The organism is Flavobacterium jumunjinense, assembly GCF_021650975.2.
Taxonomy (GTDB): domain Bacteria; phylum Bacteroidota; class Bacteroidia; order Flavobacteriales; family Flavobacteriaceae; genus Flavobacterium; species Flavobacterium jumunjinense.
In genome coordinates, this window is record NZ_CP091285.1 from 504,600 (window position 1) to 526,907 (window position 22,308).

The window sequence follows — 22,308 nt, forward strand, 5'->3', positions numbered from 1 at the left end:
GGTGTTCTTATGAAACCGTGATGCTCTACGATGGTCTCCCCAGCTCTTCGAGGAGTTCTAATGAAAACGAATAGCTCTACGATGGTCTCCTGACCTCGTAGCAAATAATAAAAAAGCAAAAACCACTCTGTAAAAAGGAGTGGTTTTGCTGTTTTATATATTCATTGCATTACTCAAAGCTTCTTTAAGTCTTTTATTTGCAATAGCAGTATCTATCATAGTGCAAATAGAACTTTTTTGTATTTCATCTAATTCATCTAATAATTTTGCTCTTTGTAAAGTAGGCTCATCAATAGAATGAATTTCTTTATTATTCTTTTTAGCTTCAAAAAATTGCACAACTTCAATTTCTAAAACATCTGCAATTCTTTGTAGAATATTCATTGTTGGATCACTCTTTCCTGTTTCTATGCGATTATATTGCACTCTATTCATTGAAAGCTTATCTGCAACATCTTGTTGAGAAAACCCTTTTTCTTTTCTAATCTTCTTTATTTGTTCTGCAATATCCATAATCTTTCTTTTTGACACTACAAAGTTACAAAATAGCAACAATTAAGCAATATGTAAAAAAATAAGAAATAAATATGTAACAATATAATTACTTTTTATATTTTTGCTGTGTAAAAAAAATGTAACATATTTTTTAATAAAATTTCACACATGAAAACAAAACAACTCAAAGTCTATAGCAAATACAGCCCGAGAGCCTATAGAAAAAGCAAACACGTAGCCGAAATACGTTTAAACGGAATATGGTTAGAAGAACTAGGATTTATAGCAAATACCACCATGATAGTACGCTATGAAAACGAAAAAATTATCCTAACACCACAAAAAGCATGAGCATAGAAGAAATAAAATCAAGGCTAACAATTGCGGAAGTACTACAACACTACAATCTAAATCCAAACAAAAACAACATGCTCCGTTGTCCGTTTCATGAGGATAAAACAGCGAGTTTACAAGTAAGTTTTACCCAAAATAAATACAAATGCCACGCTTGCGATAAAAAAGGCGATGTTATCCAATTTGTTCAAGACTATGAAAAGTTAACCAAACACGAAGCCATTTTAAAATGTGCCAGTTTAGCCAATGAGTCAATGAGCCAATTACAACCAATACCAACAACAACAGCAAAACATATAACTCACAACCTAGAACATATAACGTTCTTAGAAAAAATGTATTTAAGTTTTAGAAAAGCCATATTTAATAGTCCACCAGCTAAAGAATATTGCAGCAGCAGAAATTTAGACTTTGAAAAATTAGACATAGGTTTTAACTCTGGGCAGTTCCATCATGGAGCAAGAAAAGATGAAAAGCTAATTAATACTTGTTTAGAATACGGATTGTTAAGCAAAGGCGGTACAAACTCAAGAACAGGCGGACAAGCCTACAAACCTTTTGGAAATCGCTCAATTGTCTTTCCATTAAAAAACAAAGAAAATCAAATCGTTAGCTTTTATTTTAGATCGATTGTCACAACTTCCCCTCCTTTGGAGGGGTGCCTAAAAGGCGGGGTGGTTAGTAAACATTTTTATCTGAAGAACCGACAAGGTTTATATCCTAATTATCCCAACCCAGACACAAAGAAATTACTACTTACTGAAGCTATTATTGATACAGCTAGTTTATTACAAATCGATGCAATCGCAGCAAACTACTCACTATTAACCTGCTACGGAACTAACGGACTAAACGAAGAAATCCTAAACGCTTTAAAACCCTTAAAACAGTTAGAAGAAATCATTTTCTTTTTTGATGGCGATAAAGCAGGAAACGAAGCCGTTACCAAATACGCTGAAATACTGCGAGAGTTACACCCAAAAGCCAAAATAAGCCAAGTAGAAACACCACAAGAAGAAGACATCAATAGTTTATTACAAGGTCATGAAAGTGAAATACTAACACACTTAATCGAACAAAGAAAGGATGTCATTGCGACTACGAGAGAAACGAAGCAGGAAGCAATCTCTTCTTTTTCAATTGAAGACACGAGCCATTTTAATGGCGAACTGGCGAAGCAAACTATAAAAGTTGAACCAAAACAGGAAGTACAAAAAGCTACTCCAGAATCCAAAAAACAGATAACCAATAACGGACAACCGATAACCTTTCTACAACAAGAAAACCTACTACAAGAATTGAACAAACTGATAGAACAAAGCGGAATAGTTGGAGAAGAAAACAGCAGACTATTACTATTTATTATTGCCAGTTCCTACAAAACAAAACAACCCTTACACGCAATCGTACAAGGTTCAAGCGGAAGCGGAAAAACACATTTAATCAGTAAAATAGCCGATATTATACCACAAGAAGACGTACTTCGATTTACAAGAATAACAGAAAGTTCTTTATACAATTGGGGCGAATATGAACTGGTAAACAAACTCTTAATTATAGAAGATTTAGACGGACTAAAAGAAGAAGCCATGTTTGCCATGCGAGAGTTAATCAGTAATCAAAGGTTATCCAGTTCGGTAAGTATCAAAGACAAAAAAGGCAATATCAAATCGACAAAAAAAGAAGTAAAAGGCGTGTTTAGTAGTTTATCAGCCACCACAAAGGGAGAAATTTACGAAGACAATATGAGTAGAAGTTTTTTATTAGCAATCGATGAAAGCACAGCACAAAGCAGAAGAATTATTGACTATCAAAACAAAAAATATGCTGGAGAAATTGAACCAAAAGACCAGGAGAAAGCACGCAATAAACTACAACAAATAGTTAGAGCATTACAAAATTATGACGTCATAAACCCTTATGCAACTAAGCTAGAACTACCACAAGAAGTACACAAAATAAGACGATTAAACGAAATGTTCCAAAGCATTGTGAGGCAAATCACCCTTTTAAATCAGAGAGATAGAGCACTTAAAAACGATAAATTAATCACACAAATCGAAGATTTACAACAAGCTACAGAAGTCCTTTTTGAAAGCATCATTTTAAAAGTAGATGAACTCGACGGCTCTTTAAGACAGTTCTTTGAAAAACTAAAAAAACACCTCAAAACACAAGAGAAAGACTTTACACAAAGAGAAATTAGACAAGCGTTTAATATGAGTAAAAGTCAATGTAGTCGTTTTATCATTCAATTAGTAGAACTAGAATATTTAATTACAATGAACAAAGGAAACTTAAGAAAAATATGTTACAAAGTAGACTATTGGGATGATTATCAAAAACTTAGAATTAAAATAAAAGAAAAATTATTATTACAAATTGAGAAGCTACGACCAAACACAACAGAATAGTGAGACAATTTGGGACAATCTTGGGACAATTAAAATTAACACAACTTACTAATTACTAGTCACTAACAACTAATTACTAGTTTATTGTCTCAATTCCCAAAAAGTCACAACCTAAAACCTAACGAAGTGGTTCGTGAATACCATAGGTAAACAATAAAAACTAATGAACAAACAATCATAGGTATACTATGGAAGACATTATTTTCAACTTTAGAAAAGAATTACAAAACTTAGGCTATAGCAAAAATGCAGTAAATGAATATCCGAAATTTGTAAAAAAACTACTCCATTACAGCAAAGAAAATCCACAAAAAATAAAACCAAAACACATAGCAAACTATCATCGCTATTTACAAGAAAAACCAAAAACAAGAGGCATTGGAAAACTCAGTGAAGCCTACATAAAAAGTCAACTACTCGCTATAAAACTCTTTTTTGAATACTTAGAAAGAACACAACAAATCAATAAAAATCCGTTCCTATTAAAAGTAAAAACACCACAAAATAAAACAAGAGCAACGCTCACTGTAGAAGAGATAAAAATCCTTTACGCTTCTTGTCAAAACCAACTAGAAACCACCATTATACACTTGTGTTATGGTTGTGGACTCAGAAGAACCGAAGTACAAAATTTGAATATAAAAGACATTCATTTTTCTAAAAAATTACTCTTTATAAGAAAAGGAAAAGGCAAGAAAAGAAGAGTTATTCCATTAACAAAAAGCATCACCAAAGACTTAAAAAAATACTATGTAGAAAGTTTTCAATACAGAAAAAAAGACCAAGATAGTTTTTTAATTACTCCAGATGGAAACCGATTATTAGGCAATAGTATTTACAATCAATTTAAGAAAATAAGCAAAAGAAATCTGCTTTTAAAACAACAAAAAATCTGTTTACACTCGCTTCGACATTCCATTGCAACCCATTTATTAGAAAACGATATGAGCGTAGAAATGGTGCGGGATTTTTTAGGACATGACCAACTAAAGACAACTCAAATTTATACTAAAATAAACCACCTAAAACTAAAACAATGACACATGAATTTACACGATTATTTACACCAAAACTTACAACCATCGACAGTCAAAAACTACAATTATGAAATACAAAAATTTAGAAGCATCAATAAAAATACAGAAAAATACAACTATCAAAAAATAATGGAATATGTAGCTCATTTACGAAAAAACTACAATCCGAAAAGTACAAACAGAGCTGTAGCAGCACTCAAAAAATACTATCAGTTTTTAATTGAAACAGGCAAACGAAAAGACAATCCAACCCTAAGCATAAAACTAAGAGACAGCAAAGAAGACCCAATACAATTACAAGATTTATTCACAGAAAAAGAGCTCGAACTACTACTCCAACCTAGAAAAGAACGTTATCCTATTTTAGAAAAAAGAAACAAAATTATACTGAGTTTACTAGTCAATCAAGCTTTAAAACCTGGAGAAATACAACAACTCAAAACAAACGATATTGATCTAGAAAAAGCACAAATACACATTGCAAAAACAGGATTAACCAATAGTAGAATTTTACCACTCAAAGCCGAGCAAATCTTTTTACTACATCAATACCTCACTAAAGACAGAAATGAGCTAAAAACACTTAGAAACGATAAAAACGCTTTACTATTAGGTAAATTAGGCACACCCATAACAACAGATGACATTCATTATTTAGTGACAACGTATCAAAATCAGTTCAATAAAAAGTTAACAAGCATCACCATTAGACAAAGTGTAATCACCAATTTATTAGCCAAAAACAACAACTTAAGAATAGTACAAGAATTTGCAGGACACAAACATTTAGACACTACAGAAAAATACAAACAATCCGGAATAAAAGCCCTGCAAAATGCAATACAAATTCATCATCCAATGAAATAAATAAAAAACTACTACTCCGTATCAAAGCCGTATTAAAGCCGTATCAAAGTCATATCAAAGCCATAGATAAAGTATAACCCTCATTTAACTTTTAGTCTTTAATCACAAAAAGCAATAAAACAAAAGGCAATCAAGCGGTCTCCCTTCGGTCGTTCACTTTGCTTCGCTCGGCTGTTCCAGTCGTTCGTGCCTCTCTCCATTCCACAGACCACTTGCCACCATCAAAAAAGCCTCTTGACTTCAAGAAGCTTTTTTGTTGTTGGCTGCGCTCCTCGTCTTCGCACGTTCACTACCCTACGCTCGTCGGGGCTACTACATCAAAAAAGACCACAAAACTCCGACAAGCTACGTTTTGCCGTCTTTCTCGCTGTCGCCCCTTGTGTTTTGGGCGGTTGCTCTCTGCTACAGCCATCCACTCGGCAAGGTGTGGCAGAGCCACTAGTTTGATTATTGTTTTCCTCGTGTCCGTTACACGCTCACAGCCCTTCACAAAACTGCACTCCGTTACGTTTTGTTCACGGTCTGTGGTGGCTTTTGCATTGCCGCAACACCGACCCGACGCTCCTCAAAAAAACTCCACTTCGTTACGTCTTTTTTGCGGTGCTTGGGGGTGTTAGCACAAAAACCGATTAAGTAAAGCTCTCTTTTTTTATACGATTGCTACCACCTTTTTCTTTCAATTGAAAATAAAATTGGCAATCGTATAAAAAAAGAGAGCGAACCGTTTTAACATAGCAGCCAACTAACGGGAAACGCAGTAAAATCAGTATTTACCTGAAATTGTAACCTGGAGAAATAAAAGTAATAAATTAAAAAAGTGAGACCGTAAAGCCTCACTTTTAATCTCCTTGCAAGAGTAAGTAATATTAATTTATAAAATTCTTAAATGAGAAGAATCAAAACAAATCTAAACATATTTATTGAAATCACAAACACGAATACAAAGCGAATAACTCAAAAATAAAGCAACATCTTTTTTTTTCAATTGAAAATAAAAAGATTATTTTTAAGCAATGGGATGTCTAAAATTACATACTTACACGCATTTACATATTGCTCACACGAGCAATACGGAACACTCGCGCGAGAAAAAAAGCGATGCAGGACGATACCAGTATAAATACAACGGTAAAGAACTACAAACAGAGTTAGGATTGAATATGTATGACATGGATATGAGAGACTATGACCCTGCTATTGGGCGTTGGGTAAATCAAGATCCTATTGTGCATTTTGGCATGTCCCCATATAGTGCATTTGATAATAACCCTGTGTTTTGGGCTGACCCTTCTGGGGCAGATTCCGAAATGCCAAGTTGGATGCAGGATGCATGGAATAATTCAGGAAGCGGAACAACTCATTGGGTTAACAATGGTAATGGCGAATTTAAAAAAGCTAAACAGAACAAGAAATTAGGTGGTCCAGGATTTGATTTTGATTCAATTGATACAGCCGCAATTGATTTTGCAATGCAGTATAATGGAATTTCTATTATCAATAAAACAGAATTAGGAGCTGCTATTTACAAAAAGAAGAATGGAAAGTATTCTTACACAAGTCCTAAAGGACAAGTTGTATATAGTAAAAGTGCTAAAAAAAATAAAGGGACAGTATATCCTATTCTATTTGGATTAGATGATGTTCCTGATTTTGCTGAATTAGCAGGATTAATACATACACATGGTGATGAAGATGATCCTGGAGATAACAAATTACAATCTGATTCTGGAGACACAGCTCCAGCTCAATTTGGCGGAGGAATTGATTTTAGAGGAAAAAGAGGAGTTCGAATTCCAGTTTATTTAGTTACACCAAATGGACAACTATTTGTTCATGATGTTTATCAAAAAGGAGGCTCTCCTATTAGATCAACAAAAAAAAATATAGGAGGAGTAAATATTCCCAGCCAACCAGGAAGTACAGGAAGAGTAAACCTAGTTAGCCCAAATGTAAGACCACTTGTCGACCCTACGATCATTGATAGTTCAACAGGACTCCCTCTACAATTACGCTATACTTATGACAACAATAAATAATAAAACCAACCTTATTAAAATACAATCTATGAGATCATCAATTATTATATTTTATTTTCTAATTACAATTAATACTTTTTCACAAGAAAAGGAATTGAATTCAACTAGATATTCTATGATAAGTTTAATAGCTAATCCTGAAAAATATGATGGTAAATGGGTTTCAACAACAGGATTTCTTAAATATATTGAAGGAGAAGAAATTAGATTGTTTTTGTCAAAAGATGATTTATATTATAACAACATGAAAAATTGTTTTGTTTTATACTTAGATAAAAGTAAAATAAATGAAAAAAATATTTCATATTTTAACGGACATTATGTAGGTCTTATTGGTTATTTCGGCAATATTAAACACTATTTTTATGGAGGAGCAATTGAAAACATATCTGACATAATAAGCATAGACGATATTAAAGCAGAAGAAAAGGTTATTGAAATAGAGCAAAGAGGAAAATCTAAAGATTGAAATAAAAACTTTAGCCCCCACGCTGGCGCAAGCATCTTGCTTGTGCCCACAACGTAAAAAAGCAAAACCACTCTGTAAAAAGGAGTGGTTTTGTTGTTTTATAAAGTGGCTACGCTTTTATTTTTAAAAACAAATCAATACTGTATCAAAAATTATTATAAAATCAACGTTTTTTCTATATTTACAATGCAATAGGAACAAAACTAGAAAAAAGAGTGACATCAACACCAGAAGCTACATGGGACAATCCTTTTCCTACACCTGTAACCAATAAGACTACTTATTTGGCTGGCTTCCAGTACAAAGACAACCGATTAGAGTTTTTTCCACACGCAGAAGGCTATGTAAAATACCAATATAGCGAAAACAGCTATAGTTATGTATTCAACTATACAGACCACTTAGGAAACATTAGGGTGAGCTATTCGGACATTGACAAAAATGGAATTTTAGGTAATGAACACATACAGGAATTGCCCGATAGAAACGACAGAAAGGCAACCATCCTCCATGTGCAAGACTTATACGTTTCAGTGCGATTCTAGAAGAAAGTCATTACTACCCATTTGGACTGAAACATGAAGGGTATAATTCTAATAATGCACAACCTAATTATAACTATAAATACAACGGACAGGAGTGGCAAAGTGAATTAGGGCTTAATGTTACCGCTATGGATTATCGTCAATATGATCCTGCTATTGGTAGGTTTAATTCAATAGACAAACTTAGTGAATTCACACATTCAATAACTCCCTATCGTTTTGCTCTAAACAACCCTCTTTATTTTAATGACCCTTCTGGCTTAAGCGAGTTTATAGAAAACAACAAAATTTCAGATTACTACCGTGACAATAGAGGTAATGTTATTTTTGATCCAAATGTAAACAAAAACACTATCCTACCTAATGATTATGAATACATTGGACCTACATATACAGACCCTAATAATGGTGTAGTCTGGGATAATAATGGAGACCCTACTTATCCACTTAATGAAGTTGTTGTGACAGGGAAATCAAAAGCAAGTTCAGGTGCAGATTATCATCAAATATCATTGATGTTCAGAAGTCTTTCTGGAAAATCTAAAATCATTCAAAAACCACTAGAGGCTGCTTATTTAAGCGGAACAAGATATGCTTCTCAATTATATTCAGGCCATACTTCAAATGTTGTTTTTGAAAAGGTAATTTTAAGCAAAAAAATTTATGTTCCTTTAGGAAATTATAATACAGCAACTATAGGTAAATTATCCAAAACTCTCAAAATAACAGGAAGAACCTTAGGAGCTGTTGGAGTCGGTTTAGCTGTTTATGACATTGCAAATAATGGATTAAATATATCAAATGGATTAGATACAACAATGGCAGTTTTAGCTCTTTCTCCAACTGGAGTTGGACAAGCTATTGCAGGAGTTTATTTTATATCTAATTTTGTTTTGGCTGTAACATTTGACACAAGCATAGGAGAAATCATTGAAAAACAAATAGATGGAAAATAGAAAAATATACTTCATAGATGTGGTTTACTACAACTGTTATTCTTTTTATAGGAGATATGAAAAAGACTTAAATGAATTTTCAGGTCAAGCTTTAACAGTAGCATGTTTATCTTTAAATGGCATTGCGGCTTTGATTTCAATACAATATTTTTTCAATTTATTGCTTTTTGAAAATAAATGGTATACTTTATTTATCTCATTACCTATTTTACTTTTTATAGTTATTAGATATAACAAACACATAAACATAGTCGAGATTGAAGATGCTTTGCGTAGTAAAGAACAATACAAAATTAAAAGATTAAACTTTATTGCAGGTATTTATATTATAATTTCATTGTTCGGTTCAATTATTTTAGCAATTATTTTAGGAGAATTAAACAACCCACCACCTTTTTGGGAAACATGGAATTAACCCAGCTCGGCTAAGTGTTCTCATGAAACCGTGATGCTCTACGATGGTCACACCAGCTGCGCAAAGTGTCCTCACTTTGAGCTATAAATAAAAAAGCAAAAAGCACTCTTGTAAAAAAGGGTGCTTTTGTTGTTTTATAGAAAAAGATTATTAAAAACAGTAGTAAAAAAACATATTACATCTTTACATTTTTAAGACTACGGTTTGCCGTAAGGAAATACAAAACATATTCAAGTAATTTGTTTTTAAGAATAAGAAAGCGTTGTTAAAGCAGAAGCTAGTTAGTAAAGCAATCTTAAACTTAGAAATAATATTTAATAATTAATCAAAAACCAGCTCTTCGAGGTGTTCTTATGAAACCGTGATGCTCTACGATGGTCTCCCCAGCTCTTCGAGGAGTTCTAATGAAAACGAATAGCTCTACGATGGTCTCCTGACCTCGTAGCAAATAATAAAAAAGCAAAAACCACTCTGTAAAAAGGAGTGGTTTTGCTGTTTTATATATTCATTGCATTACTCAAAGCTTCTTTAAGTCTTTTATTTGCAATAGCAGTATCTATCATAGTGCAAATAGAACTTTTTTGTATTTCATCTAATTCATCTAATAATTTTGCTCTTTGTAAAGTAGGCTCATCAATAGAATGAATTTCTTTATTATTCTTTTTAGCTTCAAAAAATTGCACAACTTCAATTTCTAAAACATCTGCAATTCTTTGTAGAATATTCATTGTTGGATCACTCTTTCCTGTTTCTATGCGATTATATTGCACTCTATTCATTGAAAGCTTATCTGCAACATCTTGTTGAGAAAACCCTTTTTCTTTTCTAATCTTCTTTATTTGTTCTGCAATATCCATAATCTTTCTTTTTGACACTACAAAGTTACAAAATAGCAACAATTAAGCAATATGTAAAAAAATAAGAAATAAATATGTAACAATATAATTACTTTTTATATTTTTGCTGTGTAAAAAAAATGTAACATATTTTTTAATAAAATTTCACACATGAAAACAAAACAACTCAAAGTCTATAGCAAATACAGCCCGAGAGCCTATAGAAAAAGCAAACACGTAGCCGAAATACGTTTAAACGGAATATGGTTAGAAGAACTAGGATTTATAGCAAATACCACCATGATAGTACGCTATGAAAACGAAAAAATTATCCTAACACCACAAAAAGCATGAGCATAGAAGAAATAAAATCAAGGCTAACAATTGCGGAAGTACTACAACACTACAATCTAAATCCAAACAAAAACAACATGCTCCGTTGTCCGTTTCATGAGGATAAAACAGCGAGTTTACAAGTAAGTTTTACCCAAAATAAATACAAATGCCACGCTTGCGATAAAAAAGGCGATGTTATCCAATTTGTTCAAGACTATGAAAAGTTAACCAAACACGAAGCCATTTTAAAATGTGCCAGTTTAGCCAATGAGTCAATGAGCCAATTACAACCAATACCAACAACAACAGCAAAACATATAACTCACAACCTAGAACATATAACGTTCTTAGAAAAAATGTATTTAAGTTTTAGAAAAGCCATATTTAATAGTCCACCAGCTAAAGAATATTGCAGCAGCAGAAATTTAGACTTTGAAAAATTAGACATAGGTTTTAACTCTGGGCAGTTCCATCATGGAGCAAGAAAAGATGAAAAGCTAATTAATACTTGTTTAGAATACGGATTGTTAAGCAAAGGCGGTACAAACTCAAGAACAGGCGGACAAGCCTACAAACCTTTTGGAAATCGCTCAATTGTCTTTCCATTAAAAAACAAAGAAAATCAAATCGTTAGCTTTTATTTTAGATCGATTGTCACAACTTCCCCTCCTTTGGAGGGGTGCCTAAAAGGCGGGGTGGTTAGTAAACATTTTTATCTGAAGAACCGACAAGGTTTATATCCTAATTATCCCAACCCAGACACAAAGAAATTACTACTTACTGAAGCTATTATTGATACAGCTAGTTTATTACAAATCGATGCAATCGCAGCAAACTACTCACTATTAACCTGCTACGGAACTAACGGACTAAACGAAGAAATCCTAAACGCTTTAAAACCCTTAAAACAGTTAGAAGAAATCATTTTCTTTTTTGATGGCGATAAAGCAGGAAACGAAGCCGTTACCAAATACGCTGAAATACTGCGAGAGTTACACCCAAAAGCCAAAATAAGCCAAGTAGAAACACCACAAGAAGAAGACATCAATAGTTTATTACAAGGTCATGAAAGTGAAATACTAACACACTTAATCGAACAAAGAAAGGATGTCATTGCGACTACGAGAGAAACGAAGCAGGAAGCAATCTCTTCTTTTTCAATTGAAGACACGAGCCATTTTAATGGCGAACTGGCGAAGCAAACTATAAAAGTTGAACCAAAACAGGAAGTACAAAAAGCTACTCCAGAATCCAAAAAACAGATAACCAATAACGGACAACCGATAACCTTTCTACAACAAGAAAACCTACTACAAGAATTGAACAAACTGATAGAACAAAGCGGAATAGTTGGAGAAGAAAACAGCAGACTATTACTATTTATTATTGCCAGTTCCTACAAAACAAAACAACCCTTACACGCAATCGTACAAGGTTCAAGCGGAAGCGGAAAAACACATTTAATCAGTAAAATAGCCGATATTATACCACAAGAAGACGTACTTCGATTTACAAGAATAACAGAAAGTTCTTTATACAATTGGGGCGAATATGAACTGGTAAACAAACTCTTAATTATAGAAGATTTAGACGGACTAAAAGAAGAAGCCATGTTTGCCATGCGAGAGTTAATCAGTAATCAAAGGTTATCCAGTTCGGTAAGTATCAAAGACAAAAAAGGCAATATCAAATCGACAAAAAAAGAAGTAAAAGGCGTGTTTAGTAGTTTATCAGCCACCACAAAGGGAGAAATTTACGAAGACAATATGAGTAGAAGTTTTTTATTAGCAATCGATGAAAGCACAGCACAAAGCAGAAGAATTATTGACTATCAAAACAAAAAATATGCTGGAGAAATTGAACCAAAAGACCAGGAGAAAGCACGCAATAAACTACAACAAATAGTTAGAGCATTACAAAATTATGACGTCATAAACCCTTATGCAACTAAGCTAGAACTACCACAAGAAGTACACAAAATAAGACGATTAAACGAAATGTTCCAAAGCATTGTGAGGCAAATCACCCTTTTAAATCAGAGAGATAGAGCACTTAAAAACGATAAATTAATCACACAAATCGAAGATTTACAACAAGCTACAGAAGTCCTTTTTGAAAGCATCATTTTAAAAGTAGATGAACTCGACGGCTCTTTAAGACAGTTCTTTGAAAAACTAAAAAAACACCTCAAAACACAAGAGAAAGACTTTACACAAAGAGAAATTAGACAAGCGTTTAATATGAGTAAAAGTCAATGTAGTCGTTTTATCATTCAATTAGTAGAACTAGAATATTTAATTACAATGAACAAAGGAAACTTAAGAAAAATATGTTACAAAGTAGACTATTGGGATGATTATCAAAAACTTAGAATTAAAATAAAAGAAAAATTATTATTACAAATTGAGAAGCTACGACCAAACACAACAGAATAGTGAGACAATTTGGGACAATCTTGGGACAATTAAAATTAACACAACTTACTAATTACTAGTCACTAACAACTAATTACTAGTTTATTGTCTCAATTCCCAAAAAGTCACAACCTAAAACCTAACGAAGTGGTTCGTGAATACCATAGGTAAACAATAAAAACTAATGAACAAACAATCATAGGTATACTATGGAAGACATTATTTTCAACTTTAGAAAAGAATTACAAAACTTAGGCTATAGCAAAAATGCAGTAAATGAATATCCGAAATTTGTAAAAAAACTACTCCATTACAGCAAAGAAAATCCACAAAAAATAAAACCAAAACACATAGCAAACTATCATCGCTATTTACAAGAAAAACCAAAAACAAGAGGCATTGGAAAACTCAGTGAAGCCTACATAAAAAGTCAACTACTCGCTATAAAACTCTTTTTTGAATACTTAGAAAGAACACAACAAATCAATAAAAATCCGTTCCTATTAAAAGTAAAAACACCACAAAATAAAACAAGAGCAACGCTCACTGTAGAAGAGATAAAAATCCTTTACGCTTCTTGTCAAAACCAACTAGAAACCACCATTATACACTTGTGTTATGGTTGTGGACTCAGAAGAACCGAAGTACAAAATTTGAATATAAAAGACATTCATTTTTCTAAAAAATTACTCTTTATAAGAAAAGGAAAAGGCAAGAAAAGAAGAGTTATTCCATTAACAAAAAGCATCACCAAAGACTTAAAAAAATACTATGTAGAAAGTTTTCAATACAGAAAAAAAGACCAAGATAGTTTTTTAATTACTCCAGATGGAAACCGATTATTAGGCAATAGTATTTACAATCAATTTAAGAAAATAAGCAAAAGAAATCTGCTTTTAAAACAACAAAAAATCTGTTTACACTCGCTTCGACATTCCATTGCAACCCATTTATTAGAAAACGATATGAGCGTAGAAATGGTGCGGGATTTTTTAGGACATGACCAACTAAAGACAACTCAAATTTATACTAAAATAAACCACCTAAAACTAAAACAATGACACATGAATTTACACGATTATTTACACCAAAACTTACAACCATCGACAGTCAAAAACTACAATTATGAAATACAAAAATTTAGAAGCATCAATAAAAATACAGAAAAATACAACTATCAAAAAATAATGGAATATGTAGCTCATTTACGAAAAAACTACAATCCGAAAAGTACAAACAGAGCTGTAGCAGCACTCAAAAAATACTATCAGTTTTTAATTGAAACAGGCAAACGAAAAGACAATCCAACCCTAAGCATAAAACTAAGAGACAGCAAAGAAGACCCAATACAATTACAAGATTTATTCACAGAAAAAGAGCTCGAACTACTACTCCAACCTAGAAAAGAACGTTATCCTATTTTAGAAAAAAGAAACAAAATTATACTGAGTTTACTAGTCAATCAAGCTTTAAAACCTGGAGAAATACAACAACTCAAAACAAACGATATTGATCTAGAAAAAGCACAAATACACATTGCAAAAACAGGATTAACCAATAGTAGAATTTTACCACTCAAAGCCGAGCAAATCTTTTTACTACATCAATACCTCACTAAAGACAGAAATGAGCTAAAAACACTTAGAAACGATAAAAACGCTTTACTATTAGGTAAATTAGGCACACCCATAACAACAGATGACATTCATTATTTAGTGACAACGTATCAAAATCAGTTCAATAAAAAGTTAACAAGCATCACCATTAGACAAAGTGTAATCACCAATTTATTAGCCAAAAACAACAACTTAAGAATAGTACAAGAATTTGCAGGACACAAACATTTAGACACTACAGAAAAATACAAACAATCCGGAATAAAAGCCCTGCAAAATGCAATACAAATTCATCATCCAATGAAATAAATAAAAAACTACTACTCCGTATCAAAGCCGTATTAAAGCCGTATCAAAGTCATATCAAAGCCATAGATAAAGTATAACCCTCATTTAACTTTTAGTCTTTAATCACAAAAAGCAATAAAACAAAAGGCAATCAAGCGGTCTCCCTTCGGTCGTTCACTTTGCTTCGCTCGGCTGTTCCAGTCGTTCGTGCCTCTCTCCATTCCACAGACCACTTGCCACCATCAAAAAAGCCTCTTGACTTCAAGAAGCTTTTTTGTTGTTGGCTGCGCTCCTCGTCTTCGCACGTTCACTACCCTACGCTCGTCGGGGCTACTACATCAAAAAAGACCACAAAACTCCGACAAGCTACGTTTTGCCGTCTTTCTCGCTGTCGCCCCTTGTGTTTTGGGCGGTTGCTCTCTGCTACAGCCATCCACTCGGCAAGGTGTGGCAGAGCCACTAGTTTGATTATTGTTTTCCTCGTGTCCGTTACACGCTCACAGCCCTTCACAAAACTGCACTCCGTTACGTTTTGTTCACGGTCTGTGGTGGCTTTTGCATTGCCGCAACACCGACCCGACGCTCCTCAAAAAAACTCCACTTCGTTACGTCTTTTTTGCGGTGCTTGGGGGTGTTAGCACAAAAACCGATTAAGTAAAGCTCTCTTTTTTTATACGATTGCTACCACCTTTTTCTTTCAATTGAAAATAAAATTGGCAATCGTATAAAAAAAGAGAGCGAACCGTTTTAACATAGCAGCCAACTAACGGGAAACGCAGTAAAATCAGTATTTACCTGAAATTGTAACCTGGAGAAATAAAAGTAATAAATTAAAAAAGTGAGACCGTAAAGCCTCACTTTTAATCTCCTTGCAAGAGTAAGTAATATTAATTTATAAAATTCTTAAATGAGAAGAATCAAAACAAATCTAAACATATTTATTGAAATCACAAACACGAATACAAAGCGAATAACTCAAAAATAAAGCAACATCTTTTTTTTTCAATTGAAAATAAAAAGATTATTTTTAAGCAATGGGATGTCTAAAATTACATACTTACACGCATTTACATATTGCTCACACGAGCAATACGGAACACTCGCGCGAGAAAAAAAGCGATGCAGGACGATACCAGTATAAATACAACGGTAAAGAACTGCAAACGGAGCTTGGGCTTAACATGTACGACTACGGTGCTAGGAATTACGACCCCGCTTTAGGTAGATGGATGAATATAGATCCGTTGGCGGAGAAAACCCAAGAGGTATATAGTTATGTGTGGAACAACCCAATTATGAATATTGACCCTGATGGTAGAAGTGGTGAAAGTACACACACAGATAAAGACGGAAACGTATTAGCTGTATTCAATGATGGCGACAATAGTGTCTACAAACATGATACCGCTGAATCAAAAGACGATGTTGAAAAATTGAGAAATGAAAAATCAAACAATTCTGGAGGTGGAACCAAAATGGGAGAAACTGAACATTGGGATGAATTTGTAAGCCCTGAAACTGGTAAAACTATGACAAATTACAGGATTCAATTTGGTAAATCATTTGACCCTATTATAGGCAAATTAAATTTTGAATCAAAAAAAATGGATTTGAAAGAAATAGCATTAAATTCTAGAGGAGGAGGAATATTTGATTTAAAAAAAGACTTTAAAAATGTTGGAGCATTATTAGAAGGAAAATATGCTACTTCTAGGTCTGCTGGTAATTTTTTAGCTGGATTAAATGCAGAAGGAGGAAGGATGTTCGGAGTAGGCGTGAATTTCGAGACTTTTCAAAAGCTTGCTGGCGCATTACATATAGAAGAAAGCAATGGGAACAAGCTATCAAGTAGTCAAATGAAAGAAATAGTTGTAAAAGGGACTTATAATAGCTCAAATATTTCTAATTTTGCAGCTCCAACATGGGGTGAAGTTAATTATCAATATAGAATGAGTAGAGCTGGTTGGTTTAAAGCAGAAAATTCAGGTGTTATGACTCTTAATTATTAATTAACATGAAAAAGACAATATTATTTTCATTAGCTATATTGATAATTTCTTGTAAAATTAACCGCAACGAAATATCAGAACCTTTAAACAAGGAAAAAGTTGTCAAATTATCTTTTGACAATAGAGAATTCTTTTTTCTAAAAACAGATATTCATGGAATTGCAGGAAATCACCAACAAATAACCCTATCAATTAAAGATGATAAAGTCTACAATAAAGGAACAGATTTTATATTCTATTCGCCTGAGGTTTATTACAAAAAAACTAAAGATTCGCTGATAATATATGCCCCAGAATGTTGTTTTTTAGAACCAGTTGACAAAAAGTATAAAACAATTATCATGATAACTGGCCTAAAAAAAGCAAGTGATATTGATAATTATGAGAAAAATTACAAACAATATGGCCTTGAAAGACTCAGTGTTTATTAATCCCCACGCTGGCGCAAGCATCTTGCTTGTGCCCACAACGTAAATAAAAACAAAAACCACTCTGTAAAAAAGGAGTGGTTTCCCCACGCTGGCGCAAGCATCTTGCTTGTGCCCACAACGTAAAAAAGCAAAACCACTCTGTAAAAAGGAGTGGTTTTGTTGTTTTATAAAGTGGCTACGCTTTTATTTTTAAAAACAAATCAATACTGTATCAAAAATTATTATAAAATCAACGTTTTTTCTATATTTACAATGCAACAGGACAAAAAGTAAGCAAAATAGTGATCGAAAACACAACAACAACCAATACCAATTATCTCGCAGGTGGATTTCAATACAAAAACAATGTATTGCAATTTTTTCCACAAGCAGAAGGCTATGTTAAAAACACATCAGGTGCTTACAGTTACGTTTTCAATTACACCGATCATTTAGGTAATGTTAGAGTGAGCTATTCGGACATTGACGGTAACGATAGTATTCAAGCCGATGAAATCTTAGAAGAAAGTCATTACTACCCATTTGGACTGAAACATGAAGGGTATAATTCTAATAATCAACAACCAAATTATAACTATAAATACAACGGAAAAGAACTGCAAACTGAACTAGGATTGAATATGTATGACTTCGGTGCACGAAATTACGACCCCGCTTTAGGTAGATGGATGAATATAGATCCGTTGGCGGAGAAAACCCAAGAGGTATATAGTTATGTGTGGAACAACCCAATTATGAATATTGACCCTGATGGTAGAAGTGGTGAAAGTACACACACAGATAAAGACGGAAACGTATTAGCTGTATTCAATGATGGCGACAATAGTGTCTACAAACATGATACCGCTGAATCAAAAGACGATGTTGAAAAATTGAGAAATGAAAAATCAAACAATTCTGGAGGTGGAACCAAAATGGGAGAAACTGAACATTGGGATGAATTTGTAAGCCCTGAAACTGGTAAAACTATGACAAATTACAGGATTCAATTTGGTAAATCATTTGACCCTATTATAGGCAAATTAAATTTTGAATCAAAAAAAATGGATTTGAAAGAAATAGCATTAAATTCTAGAGGAGGAGGAATATTTGATTTAAAAAAAGACTTTAAAAATGTTGGAGCATTATTAGAAGGAAAATATGCTACTTCTAGGTCTGCTGGTAATTTTTTAGCTGGATTAAATGCAGAAGGAGGAAGGATGTTCGGAGTAGGCGTGAATTTCGAGACTTTTCAAAAGCTTGCTGGCGCATTACATATAGAAGAAAGCAATGGGAACAAGCTATCAAGTAGTCAAATGAAAGAAATAGTTGTAAAAGGGACTTATAATAGCTCAAATATTTCTAATTTTGCAGCTCCAACATGGGGTGAAGTTAATTATCAATATAGAATGAGTAGAGCTGGTTGGTTTAAAGCAGAAAATTCAGGTGTTATGACTCTTAATTATTAATTAACATGAAAAAGACAATATTATTTTCATTAGCTATATTGATAATTTCTTGTAAAATTAACCGCAACGAAATATCAGAACCTTTAAACAAGGAAAAAGTTGTCAAATTATCTTTTGACAATAGAGAATTCTTTTTTCTAAAAACAGATATTCATGGAATTGCAGGAAATCACCAACAAATAACCCTATCAATTAAAGATGATAAAGTCTACAATAAAGGAACAGATTTTATATTCTATTCGCCTGAGGTTTATTACAAAAAAACTAAAGATTCGCTGATAATATATGCCCCAGAATGTTGTTTTTTAGAACCAGTTGACAAAAAGTATAAAACAATTATCATGATAACTGGCCTAAAAAAAGCAAGTGATATTGATAATTATGAGAAAAATTACAAACAATATGGCCTTGAAAGACTCAGTGTTTATTAATCCCCACGCTGGCGCAAGCATCTTGCTTGTGCCCACAACGTAAATAAAAACAAAAACCACTCTGTAAAAAAGGAGTGGTTTCCCCACGCTGGCGCAAGCATCTTGCTTGTGCCCACAACGTAAAAAAGCAAAACCACTCTGTAAAAAGGAGTGGTTTTGTTGTTTTATAAAGTGGCTACGCTTTTATTTTTAAAAACAAATCAATACTGTATCAAAAATTATTATAAAATCAACGTTTTTTCTATATTTACAATGCAATAGGAACAAAACTAGAAAAAAGAGTGACATCAACACCAGAAGCTACATGGGACAATCCTTTTCCTACACCTGTAACCAATAAGACTACTTATTTGGCTGGCTTCCAGTATAAAGACAACTGCTTAGAATTTTTTCCACACGCAGAAGGTTATGTAAAATACCAATATAGCGAAAACAGCTATAGTTATGTCTTTAACTATACAGACCACTTAGGAAATGTTAGAGTAAGCTATTCGGACATTGACAAAAATGGTCTTTTAGGTAGTGAACACATACAGGAATGTCCTAAACAAATAGGGCCCACACCTCCTCCATGTCAAGACTTATACGTTTCTGCTATTCTAGAAGAAAGTCATTACTACCCATTTGGACTGAAACATGAAGGGTATAATTCTAATAATCAACAATCTAATTATAACTATAAATACAACGGTAAAGAACTGCAAACAGAACTTGGACTTAACATGTATGACTACGGGGCTAGGAATTATGACCCAGCAATTGGTAGATGGATGAATATTGATCCATTAGCAGAGAAATATATAGATTACAGTCCTTATAACTATGTATTAAATAATCCTGTAAAATTTGTTGACCCTGATGGAATGCAAGTAGACAACATTTATGGTTTAAACACAGAATCTGGAGACATAACACTTCTAGAAACAAATGATGATAAGACAGATACTTTAATTGATACTTCTAACCAAGAAGTCATATCAGACGATGTTGACAAAGGTTTATTATATGATGGACAAAATATTATGGAAGACGGACTCCAAACAAGAAATTACAAAGGAGGAATAAAATTAATCTACGATATTTCTTTACATACACATGACGAGATTGGCGGAATGATTTACAAAAACAGTAAAGGAGAAAAATACCTAAACGTATTACCTTACACACATAGCAAGATAGAAGTAGATGAAAACGGAGTAAGCATGATAGCTGGTTTCTCTCAAAAATTAGATTCTCCTTTTTTTACTTCTAAGGACAAAACTTTTTCGGGAACAATTTCAATTATGTTTCATACACATCCAGGACACCCCGACTATCCAAAATTAGGATACGCATTTCCGTCTCCTGGTGATTACTCAATAGCCTTAGATAACCACGACCTTATAGGTTCTAAAAATGGTCATTCAGATATTTATAAAAAAATTAAATATTTTGTTTTTGGCGCCAAAACAGAGACAAAAGGAGGAAAAACTTCAAATGTAGGATCATATAGATATGGACTAGGAAGAGAATTACATTCAAAAAATTTTAACGAACTAATGTCAAATTAATTTCCATGAAAAAAAACCTCTTTTTTTTAATTATTTGTGTTTTAAATTCATGTAGTCCTACTGAAAAAATTAAAACAGAAAACAAATCGTGCATTATTTTAGCAGAAAAAACTATTAATCATCTTTTCCAAAAAGAAAGTTTAAGTAAAATTAAATTTAGCTCCGAAGTTTTTTTTCATATTAATTTAAAAAAACTAAATTCAAACTATTATCTAACAAAAATTTCATTAAATGGACTAAAGCCTAAAACATATTCATATAAAATTAATTGTCAAAATTTTAAAACTTTTATTTACAACAGTAATAATTTAAACACTGATTACGATCCTGCTTTTTTTGTTCCAGATTCAAGAAGTTGGTTATTGTTACTACATGTAAAAAACAATGAAATAATATATGTAAAAAAAATAGAAAACTTTGAGTTAACTGATAATAATGATTTCGAATTATAAAACCCCAGCTCTTCGAGGTATTCCTATGAAACCGTGATGCTCTACGATGGTCTTCGATTTCAAAAGGGAGTCATGAGAGATCTACTACTGAAAGAATAGCAAATTATTTATGTGGGGCTTATTTTAATAACTTAACTTTAAAAAATCGTTATAGATTCAGTAAAACATATTAAAATATGAAAAAAGCACTAGTAATTTTGATATTATTATCGTTAATATCTTGTGATCCTTTCGATAATAGATTGATTATAAATAATAAATCAAACGAGGATATATATATAAAAGTTGCAAATATTGTTAATGACAGTATTGTATCCGAAACAATGCTTAGTTTTGGTAAAGTAAATACTAAATCTAATATTAAAACAAAAATTATTTCAACTTGGGAAAGTGAATTTGATAATATTTATCCTGATTCAACTTTAACAATTTTAATAATATATGAAAACCTTAAGACAAATCCTGATATTCTAAATCTTAATTTATACCTTAAAAAAGGGCAATATGAATATGTTAACTATACTATCAGTGATTTTAAATCTAAAGATTGGATTATTGAATATCCAAGTAGAGAATTTTTAAAAGGGAACAAAATTATTAATATAGACAGTACAGGTAATATTATTTACTGAAAAGGATATGTCCCCAGCTCTTCGAGGTGTTCTTATGAAACCGTGATGCTCTACGATGGTCTCCTGACCTCGTAACAAATTAAAAAAACAAAAAGCACTCTTGTAAAAAAGGGTGCTTTTGTTGTTTTAAGCGGAAGTATTGATGTAAGCTTTTAAATGCGTCTATAACAGGTATTACTACAGCTATATACACTATTGCACTTGGATTTATAGTAGGTTACTATAGATAGATGTACTGCTACACTTGTCTTTTGATGATACAGTATGCCTTTAAAGT

Annotated in this window: 22 protein-coding genes; 20 read left to right on the top strand and 2 right to left on the bottom strand. The window is 32.7% G+C overall.

Annotated elements, in window-relative coordinates:
* Positions 1-153: 153 nt before the first annotated feature.
* Positions 154-513: a helix-turn-helix domain-containing protein gene (locus L2Z92_RS02535; protein WP_236457288.1), complete on the bottom strand. Its 360-nt coding sequence runs from the start codon at positions 511-513 to the stop codon at positions 154-156.
* A 150-nt stretch (positions 514-663) separates the two neighbouring features.
* Between L2Z92_RS02535 and L2Z92_RS02540 the strand changes: the two genes are divergently transcribed.
* The 9 genes from L2Z92_RS02540 to L2Z92_RS02580 all read left to right on the top strand — a co-directional run bounded on the left by L2Z92_RS02540 (position 664) and on the right by L2Z92_RS02580 (position 9,588).
* Positions 664-846 carry a SymE family type I addiction module toxin gene (locus L2Z92_RS02540; protein ID WP_236457289.1) on the top strand — a complete coding sequence of 61 codons (183 nt, stop codon included), beginning with the start codon at positions 664-666 and terminating at the stop codon, positions 844-846.
* Complete coding sequence (locus L2Z92_RS02545; RefSeq protein ID WP_236457290.1) at positions 843-3,263, top strand: CHC2 zinc finger domain-containing protein; 2,421 nt, start codon at positions 843-845, stop codon at positions 3,261-3,263. Before L2Z92_RS02540 ends, L2Z92_RS02545 begins: the two co-directional genes overlap by 4 nt.
* A 188-nt stretch (positions 3,264-3,451) precedes the next feature.
* Entirely contained in the window at positions 3,452-4,303 is an 852-nt protein-coding gene (locus tag L2Z92_RS02550; RefSeq protein WP_236457291.1) for a tyrosine-type recombinase/integrase, read from the top strand.
* 3 nt (positions 4,304-4,306) lie between these two features.
* Positions 4,307-5,167 (top strand): tyrosine-type recombinase/integrase, encoded by an 861-nt coding sequence (locus tag L2Z92_RS02555; RefSeq protein WP_236457292.1) that lies wholly within the window; start codon positions 4,307-4,309, stop codon positions 5,165-5,167.
* Positions 5,168-6,180: 1,013 nt separating this feature from the next.
* Positions 6,181-7,203, top strand: a complete 1,023-nt coding sequence (locus L2Z92_RS02560; RefSeq protein WP_236457293.1) for an RHS repeat-associated core domain-containing protein — start codon at positions 6,181-6,183, stop codon at positions 7,201-7,203.
* A gap of 28 nt (positions 7,204-7,231) precedes the next feature.
* A complete protein-coding gene (locus L2Z92_RS02565; RefSeq protein WP_236457294.1) occupies positions 7,232-7,672 on the top strand; it encodes a hypothetical protein in 441 nt (146 codons plus the stop codon).
* 215 nt (positions 7,673-7,887) lie between these two features.
* Positions 7,888-8,217, top strand: coding sequence for a hypothetical protein (locus L2Z92_RS02570; RefSeq protein ID WP_236457295.1), 330 nt, complete (start codon positions 7,888-7,890; stop codon positions 8,215-8,217).
* Positions 8,211-9,173, top strand: coding sequence for an RHS repeat-associated core domain-containing protein (locus L2Z92_RS02575; protein WP_262913018.1), 963 nt, complete (start codon positions 8,211-8,213; stop codon positions 9,171-9,173). The genes L2Z92_RS02570 and L2Z92_RS02575 overlap by 7 nt, the downstream gene beginning before the upstream one ends.
* Positions 9,163-9,588: a hypothetical protein gene (locus L2Z92_RS02580; RefSeq protein WP_236457287.1), complete on the top strand. Its 426-nt coding sequence runs from the start codon at positions 9,163-9,165 to the stop codon at positions 9,586-9,588. The genes L2Z92_RS02575 and L2Z92_RS02580 overlap by 11 nt, the downstream gene beginning before the upstream one ends.
* 497 nt (positions 9,589-10,085) lie before the next feature.
* Here the strand turns inward: L2Z92_RS02580 and L2Z92_RS02585 are convergent, their stop codons facing one another.
* Positions 10,086-10,445, bottom strand: coding sequence for a helix-turn-helix domain-containing protein (locus L2Z92_RS02585; protein ID WP_236457288.1), 360 nt, complete (start codon positions 10,443-10,445; stop codon positions 10,086-10,088).
* Positions 10,446-10,595: 150 nt separating this feature from the next.
* Here L2Z92_RS02585 and L2Z92_RS02590 point away from each other — a divergent pair, with 150 nt between their 5' ends.
* The 11 genes from L2Z92_RS02590 (at position 10,596) to L2Z92_RS02640 (ending at position 22,031) form a co-directional block, all read left to right on the top strand.
* Positions 10,596-10,778 (top strand): SymE family type I addiction module toxin, encoded by a 183-nt coding sequence (locus tag L2Z92_RS02590; RefSeq protein ID WP_236457289.1) that lies wholly within the window; start codon positions 10,596-10,598, stop codon positions 10,776-10,778.
* Positions 10,775-13,195, top strand: coding sequence for a CHC2 zinc finger domain-containing protein (locus tag L2Z92_RS02595; RefSeq protein WP_236457290.1), 2,421 nt, complete (start codon positions 10,775-10,777; stop codon positions 13,193-13,195). The genes L2Z92_RS02590 and L2Z92_RS02595 overlap by 4 nt, the downstream gene beginning before the upstream one ends.
* A 188-nt stretch (positions 13,196-13,383) precedes the next feature.
* On the top strand, positions 13,384-14,235 hold the full coding sequence (locus L2Z92_RS02600) for a tyrosine-type recombinase/integrase (protein ID WP_236457291.1): 852 nt from the start codon (positions 13,384-13,386) through the stop codon (positions 14,233-14,235).
* 3 nt (positions 14,236-14,238) lie between these two features.
* Positions 14,239-15,099 (top strand): tyrosine-type recombinase/integrase, encoded by an 861-nt coding sequence (locus L2Z92_RS02605; protein WP_236457292.1) that lies wholly within the window; start codon positions 14,239-14,241, stop codon positions 15,097-15,099.
* Positions 15,100-16,112: 1,013 nt separating this feature from the next.
* Positions 16,113-17,087, top strand: a complete 975-nt coding sequence (locus tag L2Z92_RS02610; protein ID WP_236457296.1) for an RHS repeat-associated core domain-containing protein — start codon at positions 16,113-16,115, stop codon at positions 17,085-17,087.
* 5 nt (positions 17,088-17,092) lie between these two features.
* Positions 17,093-17,518, top strand: coding sequence for a hypothetical protein (locus tag L2Z92_RS02615; protein WP_236457297.1), 426 nt, complete (start codon positions 17,093-17,095; stop codon positions 17,516-17,518).
* Positions 17,519-17,799: 281 nt separating this feature from the next.
* A complete protein-coding gene (locus L2Z92_RS21375; RefSeq protein WP_321160837.1) occupies positions 17,800-18,966 on the top strand; it encodes an RHS repeat domain-containing protein in 1,167 nt (388 codons plus the stop codon).
* 5 nt (positions 18,967-18,971) lie between these two features.
* Positions 18,972-19,397 carry a hypothetical protein gene (locus tag L2Z92_RS02625; protein WP_236457297.1) on the top strand — a complete coding sequence of 142 codons (426 nt, stop codon included), beginning with the start codon at positions 18,972-18,974 and terminating at the stop codon, positions 19,395-19,397.
* A gap of 281 nt (positions 19,398-19,678) precedes the next feature.
* The gene (locus L2Z92_RS21380; protein ID WP_319800393.1) at positions 19,679-20,947 is read left to right on the top strand and encodes an RHS repeat domain-containing protein; all 1,269 of its coding nucleotides are present in this window, start codon (positions 19,679-19,681) and stop codon (positions 20,945-20,947) included.
* Between the two features lie 5 nt (positions 20,948-20,952).
* Complete coding sequence (locus tag L2Z92_RS02635; protein ID WP_236457298.1) at positions 20,953-21,399, top strand: hypothetical protein; 447 nt, start codon at positions 20,953-20,955, stop codon at positions 21,397-21,399.
* 176 nt (positions 21,400-21,575) lie between these two features.
* Positions 21,576-22,031 (top strand): hypothetical protein, encoded by a 456-nt coding sequence (locus L2Z92_RS02640; RefSeq protein WP_236457299.1) that lies wholly within the window; start codon positions 21,576-21,578, stop codon positions 22,029-22,031.
* The last annotated feature ends 277 nt before the right edge of the window (positions 22,032-22,308 follow it).

Excerpts from the sequence above, each read along its gene's own strand:
- L2Z92_RS02640 (WP_236457299.1), top strand. The coding sequence starts at position 21,576 with ATGAAAAAAGCACTAGTAATTTTGATATTATTATCGTTAATATCTTGT.
- L2Z92_RS02535 (WP_236457288.1), bottom strand. The coding sequence starts at position 513 with ATGGATATTGCAGAACAAATAAAGAAGATTAGAAAAGAAAAAGGGTTT.
- L2Z92_RS02615 (WP_236457297.1), top strand. The coding sequence starts at position 17,093 with ATGAAAAAGACAATATTATTTTCATTAGCTATATTGATAATTTCTTGT.
- L2Z92_RS02580 (WP_236457287.1), top strand. The coding sequence starts at position 9,163 with ATGGAAAATAGAAAAATATACTTCATAGATGTGGTTTACTACAACTGT.
- L2Z92_RS02565 (WP_236457294.1), top strand. The coding sequence starts at position 7,232 with ATGAGATCATCAATTATTATATTTTATTTTCTAATTACAATTAATACT.
- L2Z92_RS02635 (WP_236457298.1), top strand. The coding sequence starts at position 20,953 with ATGAAAAAAAACCTCTTTTTTTTAATTATTTGTGTTTTAAATTCATGT.
- L2Z92_RS02585 (WP_236457288.1), bottom strand. The coding sequence starts at position 10,445 with ATGGATATTGCAGAACAAATAAAGAAGATTAGAAAAGAAAAAGGGTTT.
- L2Z92_RS02550 (WP_236457291.1), top strand. The coding sequence starts at position 3,452 with ATGGAAGACATTATTTTCAACTTTAGAAAAGAATTACAAAACTTAGGC.
- L2Z92_RS02555 (WP_236457292.1), top strand. The coding sequence starts at position 4,307 with ATGAATTTACACGATTATTTACACCAAAACTTACAACCATCGACAGTC.
- L2Z92_RS02560 (WP_236457293.1), top strand. The coding sequence starts at position 6,181 with ATGGGATGTCTAAAATTACATACTTACACGCATTTACATATTGCTCAC.
- L2Z92_RS02600 (WP_236457291.1), top strand. The coding sequence starts at position 13,384 with ATGGAAGACATTATTTTCAACTTTAGAAAAGAATTACAAAACTTAGGC.
- L2Z92_RS02625 (WP_236457297.1), top strand. The coding sequence starts at position 18,972 with ATGAAAAAGACAATATTATTTTCATTAGCTATATTGATAATTTCTTGT.
- L2Z92_RS02545 (WP_236457290.1), top strand. The coding sequence starts at position 843 with ATGAGCATAGAAGAAATAAAATCAAGGCTAACAATTGCGGAAGTACTA.
- L2Z92_RS02590 (WP_236457289.1), top strand. The coding sequence starts at position 10,596 with ATGAAAACAAAACAACTCAAAGTCTATAGCAAATACAGCCCGAGAGCC.
- L2Z92_RS02610 (WP_236457296.1), top strand. The coding sequence starts at position 16,113 with ATGGGATGTCTAAAATTACATACTTACACGCATTTACATATTGCTCAC.
- L2Z92_RS02595 (WP_236457290.1), top strand. The coding sequence starts at position 10,775 with ATGAGCATAGAAGAAATAAAATCAAGGCTAACAATTGCGGAAGTACTA.
- L2Z92_RS02540 (WP_236457289.1), top strand. The coding sequence starts at position 664 with ATGAAAACAAAACAACTCAAAGTCTATAGCAAATACAGCCCGAGAGCC.
- L2Z92_RS02605 (WP_236457292.1), top strand. The coding sequence starts at position 14,239 with ATGAATTTACACGATTATTTACACCAAAACTTACAACCATCGACAGTC.